At 68.2% G+C, this 19,960-nt stretch carries 18 protein-coding genes; 11 read left to right on the forward strand and 7 right to left on the reverse strand.

Annotation, left to right across the window (positions count from 1 at the left end):
• Positions 1 to 60: 60 nt before the first annotated feature.
• Positions 61 to 573 (reverse strand): peptide deformylase, encoded by a 513-nt coding sequence (def, locus tag V9K91_RS02635; protein ID WP_068854169.1) that lies wholly within the window; start codon positions 571 to 573, stop codon positions 61 to 63.
• A 125-nt stretch (positions 574 to 698) separates the two neighbouring features.
• On the opposite strand from def, the gene V9K91_RS02640 reads away from it, so the two are divergent.
• From V9K91_RS02640 to V9K91_RS02680, 9 genes are all read left to right on the forward strand, one after another.
• Entirely contained in the window at positions 699 to 1,832 is a 1,134-nt protein-coding gene (locus tag V9K91_RS02640; RefSeq protein WP_320457888.1) for a LysM peptidoglycan-binding domain-containing protein, read from the forward strand.
• 74 nt (positions 1,833 to 1,906) lie between these two features.
• Complete coding sequence (gene dprA / locus V9K91_RS02645) at positions 1,907 to 3,046, forward strand: DNA-processing protein DprA (protein WP_095363044.1); 1,140 nt, start codon at positions 1,907 to 1,909, stop codon at positions 3,044 to 3,046.
• A gap of 42 nt (positions 3,047 to 3,088) precedes the next feature.
• Positions 3,089 to 3,562 carry a DUF494 family protein gene (locus V9K91_RS02650; protein WP_068854172.1) on the forward strand — a complete coding sequence of 158 codons (474 nt, stop codon included), beginning with the start codon at positions 3,089 to 3,091 and terminating at the stop codon, positions 3,560 to 3,562.
• A 39-nt stretch (positions 3,563 to 3,601) separates the two neighbouring features.
• Positions 3,602 to 4,393 (forward strand): pilin, encoded by a 792-nt coding sequence (locus V9K91_RS02655; protein WP_336442633.1) that lies wholly within the window; start codon positions 3,602 to 3,604, stop codon positions 4,391 to 4,393.
• A 37-nt stretch (positions 4,394 to 4,430) separates the two neighbouring features.
• Complete coding sequence (locus tag V9K91_RS02660; RefSeq protein ID WP_093534746.1) at positions 4,431 to 5,339, forward strand: RDD family protein; 909 nt, start codon at positions 4,431 to 4,433, stop codon at positions 5,337 to 5,339.
• 189 nt (positions 5,340 to 5,528) lie between these two features.
• On the forward strand, positions 5,529 to 8,027 hold the full coding sequence (locus V9K91_RS02665; protein ID WP_336442634.1) for a DNA topoisomerase I: 2,499 nt from the start codon (positions 5,529 to 5,531) through the stop codon (positions 8,025 to 8,027).
• Positions 8,028 to 8,087: 60 nt separating this feature from the next.
• On the forward strand, positions 8,088 to 8,648 hold the full coding sequence (locus V9K91_RS02670) for a Sua5/YciO/YrdC/YwlC family protein (protein WP_336442635.1): 561 nt from the start codon (positions 8,088 to 8,090) through the stop codon (positions 8,646 to 8,648).
• A gap of 50 nt (positions 8,649 to 8,698) precedes the next feature.
• Positions 8,699 to 9,505 (forward strand): DUF4124 domain-containing protein, encoded by an 807-nt coding sequence (locus V9K91_RS02675; RefSeq protein WP_210131151.1) that lies wholly within the window; start codon positions 8,699 to 8,701, stop codon positions 9,503 to 9,505.
• 33 nt (positions 9,506 to 9,538) lie between these two features.
• Entirely contained in the window at positions 9,539 to 10,258 is a 720-nt protein-coding gene (locus V9K91_RS02680; RefSeq protein ID WP_336442636.1) for a DUF4124 domain-containing protein, read from the forward strand.
• A gap of 24 nt (positions 10,259 to 10,282) precedes the next feature.
• On the opposite strand, the gene V9K91_RS02685 is transcribed toward V9K91_RS02680, so the two are convergent.
• Positions 10,283 to 11,059, reverse strand: a complete 777-nt coding sequence (locus V9K91_RS02685) for an SDR family oxidoreductase (protein WP_336442637.1) — start codon at positions 11,057 to 11,059, stop codon at positions 10,283 to 10,285.
• Between the two features lie 122 nt (positions 11,060 to 11,181).
• Between V9K91_RS02685 and V9K91_RS02690 the strand changes: the two genes are divergently transcribed.
• On the forward strand, positions 11,182 to 11,397 hold the full coding sequence (locus tag V9K91_RS02690) for a hypothetical protein (RefSeq protein ID WP_336442638.1): 216 nt from the start codon (positions 11,182 to 11,184) through the stop codon (positions 11,395 to 11,397).
• Between the two features lie 118 nt (positions 11,398 to 11,515).
• Here V9K91_RS02690 and sppA read toward each other — a convergent pair whose 3' ends face one another.
• From sppA to V9K91_RS02710, 4 genes are all read right to left on the reverse strand, one after another.
• Positions 11,516 to 13,420, reverse strand: a complete 1,905-nt coding sequence (gene sppA, locus V9K91_RS02695; protein WP_068854181.1) for a signal peptide peptidase SppA — start codon at positions 13,418 to 13,420, stop codon at positions 11,516 to 11,518.
• A gap of 85 nt (positions 13,421 to 13,505) precedes the next feature.
• Positions 13,506 to 14,876, reverse strand: a complete 1,371-nt coding sequence (locus V9K91_RS02700) for an MATE family efflux transporter (protein WP_336442639.1) — start codon at positions 14,874 to 14,876, stop codon at positions 13,506 to 13,508.
• A gap of 71 nt (positions 14,877 to 14,947) precedes the next feature.
• On the reverse strand, positions 14,948 to 15,502 hold the full coding sequence (locus V9K91_RS02705; protein WP_336442640.1) for a DUF3106 domain-containing protein: 555 nt from the start codon (positions 15,500 to 15,502) through the stop codon (positions 14,948 to 14,950).
• A complete protein-coding gene (locus tag V9K91_RS02710) occupies positions 15,495 to 16,496 on the reverse strand; it encodes a hypothetical protein (RefSeq protein WP_336442641.1) in 1,002 nt (333 codons plus the stop codon). The genes V9K91_RS02705 and V9K91_RS02710 overlap by 8 nt, the downstream gene beginning before the upstream one ends.
• 437 nt (positions 16,497 to 16,933) lie before the next feature.
• Here V9K91_RS02710 and V9K91_RS02715 point away from each other — a divergent pair, with 437 nt between their 5' ends.
• A complete protein-coding gene (locus V9K91_RS02715) occupies positions 16,934 to 19,165 on the forward strand; it encodes a primosomal protein N' (RefSeq protein ID WP_336442642.1) in 2,232 nt (743 codons plus the stop codon).
• A 40-nt stretch (positions 19,166 to 19,205) separates the two neighbouring features.
• On the opposite strand, the gene V9K91_RS02720 is transcribed toward V9K91_RS02715, so the two are convergent.
• Positions 19,206 to 19,826 carry a glutathione S-transferase gene (locus tag V9K91_RS02720; RefSeq protein WP_336442643.1) on the reverse strand — a complete coding sequence of 207 codons (621 nt, stop codon included), beginning with the start codon at positions 19,824 to 19,826 and terminating at the stop codon, positions 19,206 to 19,208.
• Between the last annotated feature and the right edge of the window lie 134 nt (positions 19,827 to 19,960).

Here is a 19,960-nt window from a genome sequence, read left to right on the forward strand (position 1 = left end):
CAGAAAGAAAAACGGCGCCGGGGCACGGCGCCGAACAACCGGTCAGGCGGCGTGGCCAGGTCAGGCAACGTGCTTGCGCGACTTGGCCAGCTTCTTGCGGACCATCTCGCGCTTGAGCGGAGACAGGTAATCAATGAACAGCTTGCCGTCCAGGTGGTCCATCTCATGCTGCACGCACACCGCCAGCAGGCCGTCGGTGGTCAGCTCCTGGGCCACGCCCTGGCGGTCCAGGAAGCGCACGGTGATGGTGTCGGCGCGGGTCACGTCGGCAAAGATGCCGGGCACCGACAGACAGCCTTCCTGGTAGACCTGGCCGCCTTCGCTGGCCACGATCTCCGGGTTGATGAACACCCGCGGGGTGTCCTTCTCTTCGCTGACGTCGATGACCATGAAGCGCTTGTGGACGTCGACCTGCGAGGCCGCCAGGCCAATGCCCGGGGCGTCGTACATGGTCTGGAACATGTTGTCGATCAGTTCCTGGAAGGCCGGGGTGGTCACTTCGGCGGCGTCGATCAGCGCCGCCTTGGTGCGCAGGCGCGGGTCCGGGAACTCGAGAATGGGCAGGATGGCCATGGCAAATACCGTTTGGGGGCGCCCTTAAAGCGGCGTACGTCGCAATTCTATCGCCAACGCTTGCCTTGCGCCCCGGTTTCTGGACTATAGTGCTCGAACCTGTTGGGGAATCAGGCACCACACCTATGTTTGAAAGAACTCGTACGGTCGTCGCCGTCGCGATGCTGACCGTCGCTACCTATGCTACCGCCGTTGAAGTGAATGGCGGGCACCCGGAAACCTACGTCGTCCAGAAGGGCGATACCTTGTGGGACATTTCCGCGCGCTTCCTTAAAAAGCCGTGGTTGTGGCCGGAAATCTGGCAGGCCAACCCGCAGGTCAAGAACCCGCACCTCATCTATCCAGGTGACGTGCTGAGCCTGGCCTACCTGGACCGCGTCGTGGCCCAGCCCGGCCCGCGCCAGGAAGCGCCGATCAATGCGATCCCGCTCAGCCAGGTCGAACCCTTCCTGAAGCAGCTCAGCGTGGTGGACGAGATCGACTCGTTGCCTTACGTGGTGGCCCTGGAAGACAACCGCCTGCGCGCCACCACCGGCCAGACCGCCTACGTGCGGGGGCTGGAAGGGGCACAGGTGGGCCAGCGCTGGGCCGTGGTCCGACCGACCGTGCGCTACTCGATGCCCAAGCCGACCGAGGACCTGACCGCCAACGGGGATGTCACTCCGGGCAGCGGCAACCTGTGGAAGAACTTCGTGGCCGCGCCGAGCAAGCGCAACGAGATGCTGGGCTACGAGCTGTCCCAGCTGAACGTGGGCACGGTCGTGAAGGTGCCGGACGACAAGTCGGACGTGACCTCCATCGCGCTGCAGGGCCGGACCGACGGGCGTGAAGTGCGCGCCGGCGACCGCCTGGTGCCGGTGGAAGCCACCCCGTATGACCTGCAGTTCTTCCCGCACGCCCCTGCCGCCCAGACCGAAGGCCTGGACATCCGCGTGCTGGCGGTGACGGACATGTACCTGGTCGGCGGTCCGCGCGATGTCATCGCGATTTCGGCCGGCAGCGCCAACGGCATCGACAACGGGACCGTGGTCTCGCTGTGGCGCCAGGGGCGGCATGTGGCGCATCGCATGAAGTACCCGGGCTCCTCGCGCATGGACGACTCGCTCACCGATGGTGCCGGCCGGGTGTCCCTGCCGGATGAGTACGCCGCCCACGCGATGGTGTTCCGCACCTTCGACAAGGTCAGCTATGCGCTGGTGATGCAGGGCGTGAAGCCGGTCCTGGTCGGCTATTCGGCCAAGCACCCCGACGCGCAATAACCGCGGGAAAACCTGACGCAACAACACGACGGCGCCCCAGGGCGCCGTCGTCGTATGCGGGCTAGCCTGAGCCGATGCCCGATGACCTGCCCTGCTCTATCGAGGCGCTGCTGCGCCTGGTCCTCGCCGGTGGCGCCCCGGCACCCCGCCGCGCCCTGCTGGCCCGTTTCGCTGATCCCGCCCAGGCCCTGCGTGCCGGCCCTGCCGCATGGCGCGCCGCCGGTTGCAGCCCGCACCAGCGGGCACTGCTGGCGCTGCCCGACCGCGACGCGCTCGCTCGCGGCCTGCATTGGCTGTCGCAACCCGGCCGGCACCTGCTGTCGATCGAAACCGACGACTATCCCACCCTGCTGCGCCCGCTGGATCCGGCGCCGCTGGCGCTGTTCGTGCACGGCGACCCGGCCACACTCTGGCACCCCGCGGTGGCCGTGGTCGGCAGCCGCACCCCATCGCCCACGGGTGCCGAGCTGGCCGCCGAGTTCGCCGGCGCCCTGGCCCGCAGTGGCCTGGGCGTGGTCAGCGGGCTGGCCGCCGGGGTCGATGCGCGGGCCCACCAGGCCGCCCTGGACGTACCCGGCGGGCGCACCGTGGCCGTGGTGGCCACCGGCCTGGACCTGACCTACCCGCCCCGGCACGAAGCGCTGCAGGCACGCATCGCCGAGCGCGGCGCCGTGGTCAGCGAGTATCCGCCCGGCACCGTGGCGCGCCCGGGGCAGTTCCCGGCCCGCAACCGGATCGTGGCCGGGCTGACCCTGGGCACCCTGGTGATCGAGGCGGCCGCCCGCTCCGGGGCCCTGATCACCGCGCGCCTGGCCGCGGAGATCGGCCGTGAGGTATTCGCGCTGCCCGGCTCGGTGCGCAACCCGCGCGCGCGCGGCTGCCATCGGCTGATCCGTGATGGCGCCCAGCTGGTGGAAACCCCGGCCGAGGTCGTCGCCGGGCTGACCGGGGCGGCCGCCAGCCTGGGGCAAGCCTTGCGTTGGCGCCTGGACGCCCCCACTGAACAGGCACGGTCGGCGCATGCCAGCGCTTCCCCCTTCCCCCTCCCCGACTACCAGCGCTTGTGGAACGCGCTGGATGAAAACCCAACGGGTATGGATTCATTGATCCAGCGCAGCGGATTGACGGCGGACCAGCTGTCGGCCATGCTGCTGATCATGGAACTGGATGGAAAGGTGGTCGCCAACCATGGCCGCTACTGTCGAAAACCCTAGTTTCTTCACCTCCACAGCGTCGTTGACGCAGGCCGAGGGGCAATGAAAGAGAGCATTCTGGATGTCCTGCTGTACCTGTTCGAACACTATTTCAGCGAGGACGCGGACCTCATCCGCGACCGCGACTCCCTCCAGAACGGCCTGATACAGGCCGGCTTCAGCCCCACCGAAATCAACAAAGCCTTCGATTGGCTGGACGCCCTGGCCGAGCAGCGCCCGGCCGTGACCCTGGCCCGCGTCGACGGTCCCGTGCGCATTTTCCATGGCCCGGAGCTGGACAAGCTCGACGTGGAAGGCCGTGGCTTCCTGATGTTCCTGGAACAGCACGGCATCCTGGATGCCAACCAGCGCGAGCTGGTGCTGGACCGCGCCATGGCCCTGGACCAGGACGAACTGGACCTGGACGACCTCAAGTGGGTGGTGCTGATGGTGCTGTTCAACCAGCCCGGCGCCGAGGCAGCGTATGCCTGGATGGAAACCCAGATGTTCGTCGACGAACCGGAACCCCTTCACTGACCGTACACTGGGTGCTTCGCGCATTCAGGGGAATGGAAAGTGAGCCAGTGGTTCTATGCAGAAGGGAATCGTCAGCAGCGGGGTCCGCTGACATCTGAAGAGTTGATCGCGCTGTACCAGTCCAGCCGCATTGCGCTGGATACCCTGGTATGGCGCGACGGGCTTGCCCAATGGCAGCCCCTGCGCACTGTCGCCGACGAGATCGGCCTGGTGATCGCACCGCCGCCGGCGGTGGAGCCGCCGCTCCCGCTGGACGGCCCGCAGTTGGAGCCGGTCGTGCCCAGCCCGCCGAGGATTCCCGGGTTCGACACGCCTGCGCCGCGCGCCACCGGACCCGGGCCGGCCGCGCCCGCCTATGCCTCGGCGCCGGGTTACCCGCGCGCCGCGCCGCCGCCGAAGAAGACCTCCGGCTGCCTGATCATCGGGCTGGTGGTAGGCCTGGTGTTCCTGGTGGTGATCGCCATCCTTGCCGCGATCGCGCTTCCTGCCTACAGCGATTACCAGCACCGTGCCCGCGTGGCCAATGCGGTGGGCATCGTGTCGCAGCTGAAGAACCAGGTGACCGAGTTCGCCATGAACACCGACCGCTGCCCGGTCAACGGCGATGATGGCTTCCAGAGCCCGACCTCGTACGCCGGCGACTACGTGGGTGCAGTGCGCATCGGCCGCATCGGCGAAGACAAGTGCGGCATCGAAATGGAATTTGCCGTGCCGGGCAAGCGCGCACTCGATGGCAAAATGTTGTGGTTCGAATACGACATGCAGAGCCAGGCGTGGACCTGCAGCAGCGATCTCGACACCAAGTATCTGCCCGCGCAATGCCGCGGTTGAGCAGCACTTCAATTATGGATGAGAGGGGAAGCACGCAATGACTGAGTGGTATTACGCAGACGGCCAGGACCGCCAGGGTCCGTTGCTGGTCGAAGACCTGCGCCAGCGCTTCCAGCGCGGTGAAATCAGCCTCACGACGCTGGTATGGCGCGAAGGCTACCCGCAGTGGAAGCCGGTGTCCGAAGCGGTCGAGGAGCTGCAGCTGCAGAACCTGACCAGCGCCACGAGCAACCTGGGCAGCGGCTTCGACCTGCGCGGGGATTACACCGCCATCGACAACGGCACCGCACCACTGCCCGGCACCGGCGGCGGCACCTATTCGCCGTATACCGCACCTGCCGCCACCGGCGGCTACGGCGCGGCCGTGGTGGGCGGTGGCGAGGTGGTCTACGCCGGCTTCTGGAAGCGTTACGCGGCGTACTTCCTGGACTCGATCGTGGTGGGCATCATCAACGTCCCGGTCAGCGTGGTGTTCAACCTGATCGGCGCGTCCAGCGGCAATGAAAGCCTGGCCCTGGCCATGAGCCTGGTGGCCATGCTGAGCGGTTTCGCCATCGGCATCGGCTACTACGCCGGCTTCCACGCCTCGCGCGGCGGCGCCACCCTGGGCAAGATGGCCGTGGGCATCAAGGTGGTGCGCAGCGACGGCGAGCGGATCACCTTCCTGCGCGGCGTGGGCCGCTACTTCGGTTTCATCCTGAGCAGCCTGACCCTTTTCATCGGCTTCATCATGGCCGCCTTCACCGAGCGCAAGCAGGCACTGCACGACATGCTGTGCGACACGCTGGTGGTGGACAAGTGGGCCTTCACCGAGAACGCCGAGTTCCAGGAACGCGGCCTGGGCACGGTCACCATCGTGATCCTGGTCATCAGCGGCATCCTGACGGTGGCCATGATCGGCCTGTTGATCCTCGGTTTCGGGGCCATTGCCGCGTCCATGTCCTGACCGGCCCTCACACCCGGCCGCTTGACACAGGCGGCTCCGGCGTGATTCCTCTAGCAGGCGCAAAACCTGAACGCCCGGCGCATACCCGGGCGTTCAGCATATGGAATTCGACGGCTGCCCTTCACTAATGCGGCCATTTGCTCCACCCTAGCGCCCTCCCCCGGGCTGCTGCCCACAGAAATCAACGACATGCCCAAGCACCTGCTCATCGTCGAATCGCCCGCCAAGGCCAAGACGATCAACAAATACCTCGGCAAGGACTTCACCGTCCTGGCCTCGTATGGGCATGTGCGCGACCTGGTCCCCAAGGAAGGTGCGGTCGACCCCGACAACAACTTCGCGATGCGCTACGACCTGATCGAGAAGAACGAGAAGCACGTCGATGCGATCGCCAAGGCCGCCAAGGGCGCCGACGACATCTTCCTGGCCACCGACCCGGACCGCGAGGGTGAAGCGATCAGCTGGCACATCGCCGAGATCCTGAAGGAACGCGGGCTGGTCAAGGACAAGCCGATGCAGCGGGTGGTCTTCACCGAGATCACCCCGCGCGCGATCAAGGAGGCCATGAGCCAGCCGCGCGCCATCGCCAGCGACCTGGTCGATGCCCAGCAGGCGCGCCGCGCGCTGGATTACCTGGTCGGCTTCAACCTGTCCCCGGTGCTGTGGCGCAAGGTCCAGCGCGGCCTGTCCGCCGGCCGCGTGCAGAGCCCGGCGCTGCGCATGATCGTCGAGCGCGAGGAGGAAATCGAAGCCTTCATCGCCCGCGAGTACTGGAGCATCGATGCCGCCTGCGCGCACCCCTCGCAGCCATTCAATGCCCGCCTGATCAAGCTGGACGGCCAGAAGTTCGAGCAGTTCACCGTGACCGACGGCGACACCGCCGAGGCCGCGCGCCTGCGCATCCAGCAAGCCGCCCAGGGCAACCTGCACGTCACCGACGTGGCCAGCAAGGAGCGCAAGCGCCGCCCGGCCGCCCCGTTCACCACCTCCACGCTGCAGCAGGAAGCCTCGCGCAAGCTGGGCTTCACCACCCGCAAGACCATGCAGGTGGCGCAGAAGCTGTACGAAGGCGTGGCGATCGGCGACGAAGGCACCGTAGGCCTGATTTCGTACATGCGTACCGACTCGGTCAACCTGTCCCAGGATGCGCTGGCCGAAATCCGCGACGTGATCGCCCGCGATTACGGCATTGCCGCCCTGCCGGACAAGCCCAACACCTACCAGACCAAGTCCAAGAACGCCCAGGAAGCGCATGAAGCGGTACGCCCGACGGCCGCGCTGCGCACCCCGGCGTCGGTGGCGCGCTACCTCACCGACGACGAGCGCAAGCTGTACGAGCTGATCTGGAAGCGTGCGGTGGCCAGCCAGATGATTCCGGCCACGCTCAACACCGTCAGCGTGGACCTGTCGGCCGGCAGCGAACACGTGTTCCGCGCCAGCGGCACCACCGTGGTGGTGCCCGGCTTCCTGGCCGTGTACGAGGAAGGCAAGGACAACAAGAGCGCCGAGGACGACGACGAAGGCCGCAAGCTGCCGGCGATGAAGCCCGGCGACCGCGTGCCGCTGGAGCGCATCCTGGCCGAACAGCACTTCACCCAGCCGCCGCCACGCTTCACCGAAGCGGCGCTGGTCAAGGCGCTGGAAGAGTATGGCATCGGCCGTCCGTCGACCTATTCGTCGATCATCCAGACCCTCCTTTTCCGCAAGTACGTGGAAATGGAAGGCCGCAGCTTCCGCCCGTCCGACGTGGGCCGTGCGGTCTCCAAGTTCCTCTCCAGCCACTTCACCCAGTACGTGGACTACGACTTCACCGCCAAACTCGAAGACGAGCTCGATGCGGTGTCGCGCGGCGAAGAAGACTGGATTCCGTTGATGGCCCGCTTCTGGGAACCCTTCAACCAGCTGGTGGAAGAGAAGAAAGAATCGGTCGACCGCGCCGAGGCCAGTGGCGCGCGCGAGCTCGGCACCGACCCCAAGAGCGGCAAGCCGGTCAGCGTGCGGCTGGGCCGCTTCGGGCCGTACGCGGCCATCGGCAGCACCGCCGAGGACGCCGAGGACAAGCCCAAGTTCGCCTCGCTGCGCCCGGGCCAGTCGATGCACACCATCAATCTGGAAGACGCGCTGGAGCTGTTCCTGATGCCGCGCGCGCTGGGTGAGGACAAGGGCGAGGACGTCAGCGTGGGCATCGGCCGCTTCGGTCCGTTCGCCAAGCGTGGCAGCACCTACGCTTCGCTGAAGAAGGAAGATGACCCCTACACCATCGATCTGGCCCGCGCGGTGTTCCTGATCGAAGAGAAGGAAGAGATCGCCCGCAACCGCATCATCAAGGAATTCGACGGCAGCGAGATCCAGGTGTTGAACGGCCGTTTCGGCCCGTACCTGAGCGACGGCAAGATGAACGGCAAGATCCCGAAGGATCGCGAGCCGGCCTCGCTGACCCTGGCCGAAGTGCAGCAGCTGATGGAAGAAACCGGCAAGCCGGTGCGCAAGGGCTTCGGAAAAAAGGCCGCCAAGAAGGTCGTGGCGAAGAAGGCCCCGGCGAAGAAGGCGGCAGTGAAGAAGGAGCCGGCCGCGAAGAAGGCCGCCGTCAAGAAGGCCCCTGCCAAGAAGGCACCTGCGAAGAAGGCGGCGACCAAGAAGGCCGCCACGAAGAAGGCCGCAGCAAAGAAAGCAGTAAAGAAGGCCTGACCCCGGTAGCGCCCGACCGTGGGTCGGGCGACAACACGGCGCACTGGAACGGTCGTCACCATGAATGAACTCACCGTCGACTCTGCCTCTCCCGCGCTGCGCGCCGGCGGCGTGATCGCCTACCCCACCGAAGCGGTGTGGGGACTGGGCTGCGACCCGGCCAACGCAGCGGCCGTGCTGAAGCTGCTGCAACTCAAGCAGCGGCCGGTCGAGAAGGGCATGATCCTGGTCGCTGCCGACCTGGCCCAGCTGGAAGACTGGGTGCGGATCGACGCGCTGCCTGCCGAGCGCAGGGCCGAGGTACTGGCCAGCTGGCCCGGCGCCAATACCTGGATCCTGCCCGCCGGGCCTCGCGCGCCACGATGGATCACAGGGGAACACACCGGCATTGCCGTGCGGGTCAGCGCCCACCCGCTGGTGGCGGCGCTGTGCCGCGCCTGGGGCGGGCCGCTGGTGTCCACCAGCGCCAACCTGGCCGGCCAGCCGCCGGCGCGCAGCCGTGCGGGACTGGACCCGAACCTGCTGCGCGACCTGGACGGCCTGGTTGACGGCGCCACCGGTGGCCTGGACCAGCCCACCCCGATCCGCGACGCCCTCACCGGCCACGTCCTGCGCACCTGAGCCGCATGGCGTTCTTTGCGCCTGCACAGGCAAGGCCGCACACTGCGGCCATGCGCCCACACCCTGCCCTCCCGCTGTACCTGTTGCTGCTGTGCAGCGCCCCGCTGGCGGCGCAGGACAGCAGCGTGCGTGTCTACCGCTGCGTAGGCAGCAACGGGGCGGTATCGCTGCAGGACGCCCCTTGCCGCGACGGCCGCCAGGAAGTGCGCGAGATGCAGCGCCCGCGCGATCCGGCGCCGCGCGTGGTGCGCAGCGACCGTGACCCCGCCACGCCGGCACCGGCAGCACCCGAGCGCGAGGTGCGCTATGTGCAGGTACAGCCGCCGCAGCCGATGTACGAATGCATCCGCGACGACGGCAGCCGGTATACCAGCGAAACCAGCGAGGGCAATCCGCGCTGGGTGCCGGTGTGGACCAGCGCCTGGATCCCAGGACGCCGGCCCGGTGGCATCCATCCCGGCCCTGGCCCTGGCCCGGGACCGGGGCCGGGACCACGCCCATTGCCCCCGATCGCCCCGATGGGCAGCGGCTCGGTCAGCTCCAGTGGCGGCTCGCTGACCGTTTCCGGCGGCGGCTCACGGGTTGGCGGCAGCCTCTCCGTCGGCAGCGGCAGTACCCAGTGGCACAGCGAAGGGTCGGCGTACCCGGGCACCTACCAGGACGTGGTGGTTCCGGCCGGCAACGTGCTGGTGCGCGACCAGTGCCACCCGTTGCCCGCCAGCGAAGTGTGTTCGATCCTGCGCGACCGCCGCTGGGAGCTGGTGCGGCGCTACAACAGCGCGCTGCAGGGCGAGCGCGATGCGATCAGCCGCGAGCAGCGTGGCGTGGATGCGCGCCTTGACCGGGATTGCCGGTAGGGCGCCGCAACCGGCGCGTTGTATCCTGCGCCGATGAAACCGTATTGCCTCCTGTTGCTGCTGTGCGTGGCGTCGTCGGCGATGGCCGATGAGCCGATCGTGTTCCGCTGCACCGATGCAGACGACAACGTGACCGTGCAGGGCAAGCCCTGCCCGGCCGGCAGCCACCAGGTCATCCAGCGCATGAATGCCGCGCCATCGCGCGCGGAGGTGTCCGTGTCGGCCCAGGCGACGCCCCCGCCGCCTGCCGCGCCAACGGTCCAGCCGTTGTCACCCGCACCGATGCCGCCGCAGGTACCCGGCAAGGCGCAGCCGATGGAGCGCATGATTTCAGAGGCGTACGAAGTGCCACGCGGCACCGCGATCCTGGACAGTGCCAACCTGCCCAAGCCCGGCGACGAGTTGCCCGGCGACGGCCCGGCAAAACCGCCGCTGCCGGAGATCTACCAGTGCCAGGGCCAGGACGGCGGACGCTACCTGCATGAGCGTGAACCGGCACCGCCGACCTGCGTGCTGCTGTCGGTCACTGCGCTGGGCGGCAACACGCCGGTCAACGCCGCCAGCTGCGAAGTGGTCCGCGATACCTGCGAGCCGCTGGCTGAAGACCAGCGCTGCAATGCGTGGCAGCAGCGCTTCCGCGATGCGCGCGGGCGGGAACGCTTCGCCTCGCCCGGCACGGCAGCCGCCGCTGCCGCCGAGCGCGAGCGCCTGCAGGGCGTGCTGTCAGAAAGCAACTGCGCGGTACCCCGGTAGGTACCGACCGTTGGTCGGTACGCCTCAGAACCCGTAGCGCAGGAATCCGCCGTCCACGGCAATGCATTCGCCGGTGACATAGCTGGCCGCAGGCAGGCACAGGAACCCGACGGCGGCAGCTACTTCCTCAGGCTCGCCGATGCGCCGCATCGGTGTGCGGTCGATCACCTGTTCGTAGTAATCCGGGTCCGCCAGCGAGCCGGAGGTGCGGCGGGTGCGGATGTACCAGGGCGCCACCGCGTTGACCCGGATGCCGTCTTCGGCCCACTCCACCGCCAGGTTGCGCGTCATCTGGTGCATCGCCGCCTTGGTCATCCCGTACACCGCGCCACTGCGCACATGGGTGAGCCCGGAGACACTGCCGACGTTGACGATGGCCGAGGCGGCGTGGCGGGCCAGCAACGGGTGCGCATAACGCGACAGTTCGAACGCCGAAAACAGGTTCGTCTCGAAGATGCCGCGCCACTCGTCTTCGGTGTATTCGGTGGCCGGCTTGGTGATGTTGCCGCCGGCATTGTTGATCAGCAGGTGCAGCCCATCGCTGTGGTCTTCCACCCAGTCCAGGATCTCGCGACGATCCTCGTCGTCGGAAACGTCGGCGGACAGGCCGTGGATCTCACGATCCGGATAGGCATCGGCCAGCTCATCGCGGGCCATTTCCAATGCGTCCGCGTCGCGCCCCACGATCAGCAGGTCGGCGCCGAATCCCAGCAGCTCGCGCGCGATCGCCAGTCCGATACCGGCACTGGCACCGGTGATCAATGCGGTCTGTCCGTCCAGTCGCCAACGATGCGCACTCACCTGCTTCTCCTGCCTTGGGGCACTGCAGGATAGCCCGCATGCCGGTGCGGCGCACCCCATCACACACGGGCCGGCAAAGCGGTGCGAAACTGCGCTTCCCTGGGTTCGCCTGCGAGGTTGCCATGTTGATCCGTATCGCCCTTCCGCTGGCTGCCCTGCTCGCCTTGAGCGGCTGCAGCCGCCCGGTGCCACCGGACCCTGACAAGCGTCCGGAGCCCCAGGCCACCGCATTGCGCGACGCCATGCAGCAACCGCTGGACAAGGCCAAGGCCACGCGCGAAACGCTGGAAAAAGCACCGGACACCAGCGCCGCCGACGAGGTCGAAGCGGGCCGGTAAGGAATGAAAAAACCCGGCCTTGCCCGGGTTTTTTGGTTGAAGCGCGTCACCACCAACGGTGGTGACCTACCGCGACAATCGCATCGGGTAGATCACGACCGTTGGTCGTGATCCGCCGTCAGAAACCGCAGAAGCAGTACGCCAGCGCCTTGACCGGGGCGCTGCCGCGCGGGTCGCGGGCGGCGTCTTCGACGAAGCGCAGCTGGGTGTCCACTTCCGGCATCGACCGGGCCAGCATCATCCGCGCCACGCCCGATTCGCCCAGCATCCAGGCACCGGCATGGCTGCCGGCGAAGCCGCTGAGGAACTGCGCGAACGGAGTGGCAGGCTTTTCGATGTAGCGCACGCGCACCTTGTCCGGGCCGCCCAGCTTGGCGCGGTTGGAGGCGTCGGCGATGGCCGCCTTGAGGCCGCCGAAGGCATCCACCAGGCCGCGTTCCTTGGCCTGCGCACCGCTCCACACGCGACCGCGGGCGACTTCGTCCACCGCTTCCACCGGCTTGCTGCGTGCATCGGCCACCTTGCCGGTGAAATCGGCGTAGCCCTTGTTGATCACCGACTGGATCACTTGGCCCACGGCCGGATCCATCGGCCGGGTGATGTCGAACGCACCGGCGAAGCGGGTGGTGCCCACGCCGTCGGTGTGCACGCCGATCTTGTCCAGCGAACGCGACAGGTTGGGGATCATGCCGAAGATGCCGATCGAACCGGTGATCGTCGACGGATCGGCGTAAATGCGGTCGGCATTCATGCTGATCCAGTAGCCGCCCGATGCCGCCAGGTCGCCCATCGATACCACCACCGGCTTGCCGGCCGCCTTCAGCGCCACCACCTCACGGCGGATCTGCTCCGAGGCGAACACTTCACCGCCGGGCGAATCCACGCGAAGCACCACGGCCTTCACGTTGTCGTCGTCGCGCGCTTCGCGCAACAGCGCCGAGGTCGACTCACCGCCCACGCGGCCGGCCGGCAGGTCGCCACCGGCGATCTCGCCGGACGCCACCACCACCGCCACCTGCGGTCGCGAATCCACCGGCGAACGACGGGTGTCGATCTGGGTCAGGTATTCGTCAAGGTTGATGCTGCGGAAGCCACCGTCGGCGTCTTCATCGGCCACGCCACGATCGGCCAGCAGGTCTTCGACTTCCTCGCGGGTCTTCAGGCCATCCACCAGCTTCTGCTGCAGGGCGAACTTGGCCAGGTCGCCACCGGCAGCAGCGATGCCTTCGGGCATGGTGTCGATGCCGGCGGCCAGCTGCGCGGCGTCCAGCTTGCGCGCCGTGGCGATGTCGGCCAGGTAGCGCTGCCACACGTCGTTCATCCAGAACAGGTCGGCTTCCTTGGCCTGCGGCGACGCCGCGTCCAGCACGTACGGTTCGGCGGCGGACTTGTATTCGCCCACCTTGAACAGGTGCACGTCCACGCCCAGCTTGTCCTGCAGGCCGGTGCGGAAGTACTGGCGGTAACGACCGAGGCCTTCCAGCACCACCCCACCCATCGGGTCGAGGTAGATCTCCTTGGCCTGCGCGGCCAGCAGGTACTGCCACTGGCTCATGTTGTCGCTGTAGGCCACGATGTCCTTGCCCGACGCGCGCAGTTCCTGCAGCGACGCGGCTACTTCACGCATCGAGGCAAAACCGCTCGGCTGCAGCTTGTCCAGCTGCAGGACCACGCGTTCGATCTTCTTGTCCTCGCGCGCCGCATCCAGCGCGCGCACCAGGTCGCGCAGCTGCACTTCCTCGGCGCTGTTGTCGCCAATGGCCTTTGCGAGCGCACGGCTGACCGGATCCGCACTGAACTGTTCGACCAGGCGGCCTTCCGGCGCGATCACCAGCGTGGTGCGGTCCTGCAGGGTGCGGCCACTGCTGGCGCCCTTGCCCATCGCGAAGACGAACAGGACCAGGATCAGCAGCAACAGGCCGAAGAACAGCAGGTTGAGGATCAGCCTGCGGGTAAAGTTCATCACATCCCACAGCCCGATGAAGAAGCTGGCGACGGGATTGCGACGCACGGGTTGGTTCATGGGGAAAACTCCAGTTGGCTTCTTGCCGTGGTACCAGCATAGCCCGTGCCGGACAGCCCGGCATCGGACACAAGTAAGGGGGCCATCAGGCCGGCAGGTTCAGTTCATTGCCGACACGACGGCTGCTCACGCGCAGCCGCCAGCCCATCAGGATCGCCGCCGCGGTCAGGCCCAGGATCAGGCCCAGCCACATGCCCTGCGGACCCATGCCCAGGCCCAGGCCGAGCCCGGCGCCGAGCGGCATGCCCAGCCCCCAGTAGGAGAACATGGCGATGAACATCGGCACGCGGGTGTCCTTCAGGCCGCGCAGCGCGCCGGCTGACAGCACCTGGATGCCATCCGGGAACTGGAACGCGGCCGCATACAGCAGCAGGGTGGAGGCCAGCGCGGCCACGCCCATGTCGGCGGTATACACCCCGACGATGGCGTCGTGCCCGAACAGCAGCACCAGCGCCGACAGCGTCTGCGTGCCGAGGATGATCAGCAGGCCGGCGATGGCAGCGCGCCGCACGCCCAGCCCGTTGCCGCTGCCGACCGCATGGCCCACGCGCACGGTGGTGGCTTCGGCCACGCCCATCGGGATCATGAAGCACAGCTGGGCCACGTTGATGGCGATCTGGTGCGAGGCCGCCTCGGTGGCGCCCAGGCGACCGATCAGCAGGGCGGTAACGATGAACAGCCCGCCCTCCATCAGCACCGTGATGCCGATCGGCAGGCCGGTACGCAGCAGGTCCCAGATCGCCGCCCAGCGCGGCAGCTCCAGGTGCGAAAACAGTTCCAGGTGGGCAAAGCGCTTGGTCTTCCACAGGTAGCCGGCAAAGCACAGCGCCTGGATCCACATCATGGTGGCCGAGGCGACGCCCAGGCCTTCGGCGCCCATTTCCGGGAAGCCCAACTTGCCGTAACACAGCACGTAACCCAGCGGCGCCAGCACCAGCAGGCCGCCGAAGCCGAGCAGCATGGTCGGGAGCGTCCAGTGCATGCCTTCGCTGAGGTAACGCATGCAGAAGTACAGGGTCAGCGCCGGGCCACCCCATCGCACCGCATGCAGGAACGCGGTCGCGCCCGGCACGATGTCCGGGGCGATGCCGAACGCGGGCAGCAACGGCGGCACCACCGTGAGGAAGGTGAACATGATCAGCCCCAGGCCCAACGCCAGCCACAGCGCCTGGCGGAACAGCGGGCCGATCTCCCGCTCGCGGCCGGCGCCATGCAGCTGCGACACCGAGGCGGTGAGTGAGATCAACGTGCCGATCGGGATCAGCATCGGCAGCCACAGCAGCGCCGTCCCGATGGTGACCGCCGCCAGGGTCTGGGTGCCGTGGTGGCCCGCAATGACATTGTCGACGAAGGAAATCAGGCCAGTGGAGATGTGGCCAAGGACCAGCGGCAGCGCAAGCAGGCCGGTGGCGCGCACTTCCCGGGAGAGGCGCGGCGTTGCGGTAACGGTAGACATGGGATCACAGACGGCAACTACGGCAGCGCGCGGAGGGCACAGGCACCGGGTTGCGGCCGGTCATCTTACGCTCAACGCACCAGGTTTTCCTTCAACCAGGCATCGCGCGCGGCCGGGGCCAGCCCCAGGAACTGGTCGCGCACCTGGTCGCGCTCCTGCGGCGGCGTGCGCTGGGCGATCAGCGTGAGTTGGGCCAGCTGGCCCTCGTTGAGCTGGCGCAGCGCGGCCAGGGCGGGTTCGCGCTGGTCAGCGGGCAGGTAGCCGAACAGACCTTGCAGCTTGGGGAAATGCTGGCCCAGCTGCGGGCCCAGCAGCCAGCCGTCGCGGAACCGCTGGTCCTGTTCGTCGAAGCGGGCCCGCAGCGCCTGCTGCTGTGCAGCGGGCATCGCGGCAATACGGCCGGCGGCCTCGCGGATACGGGCACGTTCGGCTGCAGGCAATGCCTGCCATTGCGCATAGCGGCTGCGCAGTTCACGCAGCTGGGCCGGGTCCAGCGCGGCGGGGGTGGCGGGAATGGCGGGTGTGGTAACCGGCACAGGCGTGGCGGATGGCAGGGGCAGCGGCTGTGGCGCGGCATGCGCACCGGTCGCCAAGCCGATGGCGAGCAGCAGGATCGACTTATTCATCAGCGGCTGCCGTCTCCAGGCCGGCGGTGGCAGGTTCGGGGCGGCTGGGCTGCGGTTGCGACTCGTCCACCGGCACCGGCCCACCGGCGGCAGCCCACGCGTACAGGTCCGCATCGCGGGCGAGCATCAGGTCCGGGTCGGCCAGCATGGCCGCGTCACTGGCGGCGTGGGCCGGATCGGCCGGCGCCGTCACCGGCAGGTCTTCAGCCGCCAACGGTTCGACCCGCACCGGGTCGGCGGTGGACACCGCGCCGTCGGGCACGCTGGCCTCGGGGGCGAGCGCCGGGCTGCGGTGCTTCCACCACGCCGCACCGCCCAGCAACACGGCGATGGTGACCAGCAGGATCAGCAGGCCACGCCACAGCGGCCGGCGATTGTGACGGCGCACCGGCGTGCGCCGGGGCGCCGCATCGGCCGGGGCCGGCGCGCGCCAGGAGGCCGGACCCTTGCCCGGCGCGGGGGCCGGCGCGGGCTGGTGGAGTTGCTGCAGCCTGCTGGCCGGCAGGTCACGCAGGCGCTGCTGCACCTGTTCGGCCAACGCACGCCAGCCCGCCGCATCGGGGTGGCCCTGCGCATCGCGTGGGCAGGCCTGCGCCAGCGCCTGCTGGTAGTCGGCGACCGGCATGTCCAGGATCTGCGCGGCGGCCGCCTCGTCCAGCCCGCCCCCTACCCGCAGCAGCAGCGCCAGACGTGCCGGCGGCGCCAGGCTGGGCAGGTGCGCCAGGCCAGGGGCCCACTGGCCGCCAGGGGCCGGCATGCGGATCGGGGTGCGGTGGGCCAGCAGGATCCAGAACCGGTCCGGCCACTGTGCCATCGGCACATCGCTGGCGATGCCGGCGAAGGCGCGCATCACCGCCACCAGTGCCTGTTCGGCGACGGTCGGGTCGCCGCACTGCAGCTCGGCAACCACCAGGGCACGGCGTTCGACGCCTCGCAGGAATGCGGACAGGGCACCCGCTGCAGTAGAGGAAACAGGGGCGTTCACAGCCGTCATAGCAACTCCATCAAGTGCCGAAATGATAGCGAGTGCGCCCGCGCAGGGGGATGCCGATACGGGTCACGTGCGACTACCGCGGTGGTGTAGATGGCTTGACAGCGGCGCAGGTTGTGCACAGCACCAACAAAATCGGCAGAAAACCGGCAGGTGAAGCCGGCGTCACCCATGTGTCAGCTGTGTTTCACAGCCATCTTATTGATTTACATACATTTAGTTGTGTGGCTATTTTTTGACCAACCCAAGCTTCACTGCGGAACTCCCTGACAAACAGCTCGGAGTTCGACACTCGCACACAGACTTATCCACAGAAGATGTGGATAAGACCGAATCTCCAATGGCCACGGATATTTAGCTCCTATTTAGGTTTCACGGCGCCGGCCGGCGATCGGTTTCGTGTGCTGAACAGGGCCGGTTCGGGCCGCTACACTGGCGCGATGCTGCCCCCCGATCCAGCCCCCCTGCTGACCCTGGAAAGTGCCCCGGCGCCGCTGCCGGATGCCCCCTCCCTCCAGGTTGCCCTGCCCCTGCCGCTGCCGCAGTGGTTCGACTACGCGCCGCCGCCGGGAGCGCCGCCCGGGCCTGGCATGGTCGGTCGCCGGCTGCGGGTGCCGTTCGGCTCGCGCGAGCTGGTGGGCGTGGTGGCCGGGATCGGTACGGTGACCGACGGCAACGCGCTGCGCGCTGCTGTGGAATGGCTGGACCCGGCGCCGCTGCTGGGCGGCGAGCTGTGGACCTCGCTGCAGTGGCTGGCACGCTATACCCATGCGCCGCTGGGCGAGGTGGTCAGCACCGCCCTGCCCGCGCCATTGCGCCGTGGTGAGCCGGTGCCCGACACCCATCGCTGGGGCTGGCAGCTCACTGCCGAAGGACTCGAACACCGCGCCAAGCTGCGGGCCGGCACCCGTCCGCACCGCCTGGCCGAACAGCTGGCCGGCGGCAGCGTGGACGAGGACCTGCTCGACGAGGCGATGGACGACTGGCGCAGCGCGGCGCGCTCGCTGGCCAAGCGCGGCCTGGTCGAGCGCATCGCGCTGGAGCACGCCCCGGCGATGCCGGCCCTGCGGCCGGGGCCGACCCCGAATGCGGAGCAGGCCAACGCCATCGCCGCGATCACCGCCCACGCGCGGTTCGGCGCGTTCCTGCTCGACGGGGTGACCGGCAGCGGCAAGACCGAGGTGTACCTGCAGGCCATCGTGGACTGCCTGGCCCGCGGCCGGCAGGCGCTGGTGCTGGTGCCCGAGATCGGGCTGACCCCGCAGACGCTCGCGCGCTTCCGCAGCCGCCTGGGCATTGCGGTGCACGTGCTGCATTCGGGCCTGAACGACAACGAGCGCGCACGGGTCTGGGCGGCCGCCGCGCGCGGCGAGGCACAGGTGATCGTGGGCACGCGCTCGGCGGTGTTCACCCCGTTGCCCAACGCCGGGCTGATCGTGGTCGATGAAGAGCACGACGGCAGCTACAAGCAACAGGACGGCATTCGATACCACGCGCGCGATTTCGCGCTGGTGCGGGCCAAGGCGCTGGATGTGCCGGTGGTACTGGGCAGCGCCACGCCGTCGCTGGAATCACTGCACAACGCCCATGCCGGCCGCTACACCCATCTGCGCCTGAAACAGCGCGCAGGCGAGGCGCGCCCGCCGCGGGTGCGGGTGCTGGACGTGCGCAAGCGCCCGTTGAAGGACGGCCTTTCGGCCGAGGTGATGGAAGGCATCGGCCAGCACCTGGCGGCCGGCCACCAGGTGCTGGTGTTCAAGAACCGCCGCGGTTACGCACCGGTGCTGCTGTGCCACGACTGCGGCTGGACCGCGCCCTGCAAACGCTGCGATGCGCCGATGACCGTGCACGCCGGCGGCCGCCGGCTGCAATGCCACCACTGCGGCGCGCGCCAGCCGGCGCCACTGGCCTGCCCCGACTGCGCCAGCCTGGCGCTGCAGCCACAGGGCATCGGCACAGAGCGGCTGGAAGAACGCCTGGTGGAAGCCTTCGCCGATTTCCCGGTGATCCGCATCGACCGCGGCACCACCAACCGGCGCGACGCGCTGGAGACCCAACTTGCCACGCTGGGCGACCGCGCCGGCATCCTGGTCGGCACGCAGATCCTGGCCAAGGGCCACGACCTGCCCAAGCTGACCCTGGTGGTGGTGGTGGGCATCGACGAGGGACTGTTCTCCGCCGATTTCCGCGCCAGCGAGAAACTGGCCCAGCAGCTGATCCAGGTGGCCGGGCGCGCGGGACGCGCCAGCGACGCCGGCGAGGTCTGGCTGCAGACCCATCACCCCGGGCACCCGTTGCTGGAAACGCTGGTCAACGGCGGCTACCACGCCTTCGCCGACGCCGAGCTGCAGCAGCGTGAAGCGGCCGGCTTCCCGCCGTTCGCGCACCTGGCGCTGATGCGCGCCGAGGCGCAGCAGGTGGAGCACGCCAACGCCATGCTGATGGCAGTGCGCGAGCTGATCGCGCATGAGTGCCCCGTGGAACGCTTCGGCCCGATGCCGGCGCCGATGCCGCGCCGCGCCGGTTACCAGCGCACGCAGCTGCTGCTGTCGGCCCCGGCGCGGCGGCCGCTGCATGCGCTGCTGGATCAGATCATGCCGCAGGTGTACGGCTTGCCGCAGGCGCGCAAGGTGCGCTGGTCATTGGACGTCGATCCCACCGACCTGTATTGAAAGCGTGCGGACCAACGGTCCGCACCTGCCGTCCGTTACCTCAAGTCAACGGCGTCATGACCGCTTTGACGTACGCCGGGCGCTGCTGGAGGCGCTGGTACCACGCTTCCAGGTGCGGCAACGACGGCCGCTGGATCGGCAGCTCGAACCACGCATAGACCAGCGCGCCCAACGGAACGTCGCCCATCGCGAACTGCTCGCCGGACAACCACGGTTGCTGCGCCAGGGTGGCATCGGCCATGCCCAGCAACTCGCCGGCACGGGTGATCGCGGCATTGATGCGGGCCTCGTCGCGGTCGGCCGGGGCGGTGCGCATGATCCCCCAGATCAGGTCGGTGTACAGCGGCGCCATGCGCGAGGTACTCCAATCCATCCACTTCTCGGCCTGCGCGCGCGCCATTGCATCTTCGGGGTACAGCGTGCCCAGCGCGTAGCGCGCGCTCAGATAACGCACGATGGTGTTGGATTCCCACAGCGGCAGGCCGTGGTCTTCGATCACCGGCACAAGGCCGTTGGGGTTCATGCCCACGTATTCCGGCGACTGGGTGCCACCGAAGGGGCCGCCCACTTCGATGGATTCGTACGGCAGGCCGATTTCCTCCGCGCACCACAGCACTTTGCGCACGTTGCTGGAATTGCGGCGGCCCCAGATCTTCAGCATGTTGGTGTTCCCGGTTGTCGATAGGCGCCGATACGATACGCCGATCAACGCGCCGGTGTTGCCGCGTCTTCTTTCGGAATTGCGCGCAAGCAGGTGGACGTTCCAGGCAAGGGTCGAATCGGCCGCCGGCAGGC

It is taken from the genome of Stenotrophomonas sp. CCNWLW57 (genome assembly GCF_037203925.1).
Classification (GTDB): Bacteria; Pseudomonadota; Gammaproteobacteria; order Xanthomonadales; family Xanthomonadaceae; genus Stenotrophomonas; species Stenotrophomonas rhizophila_A.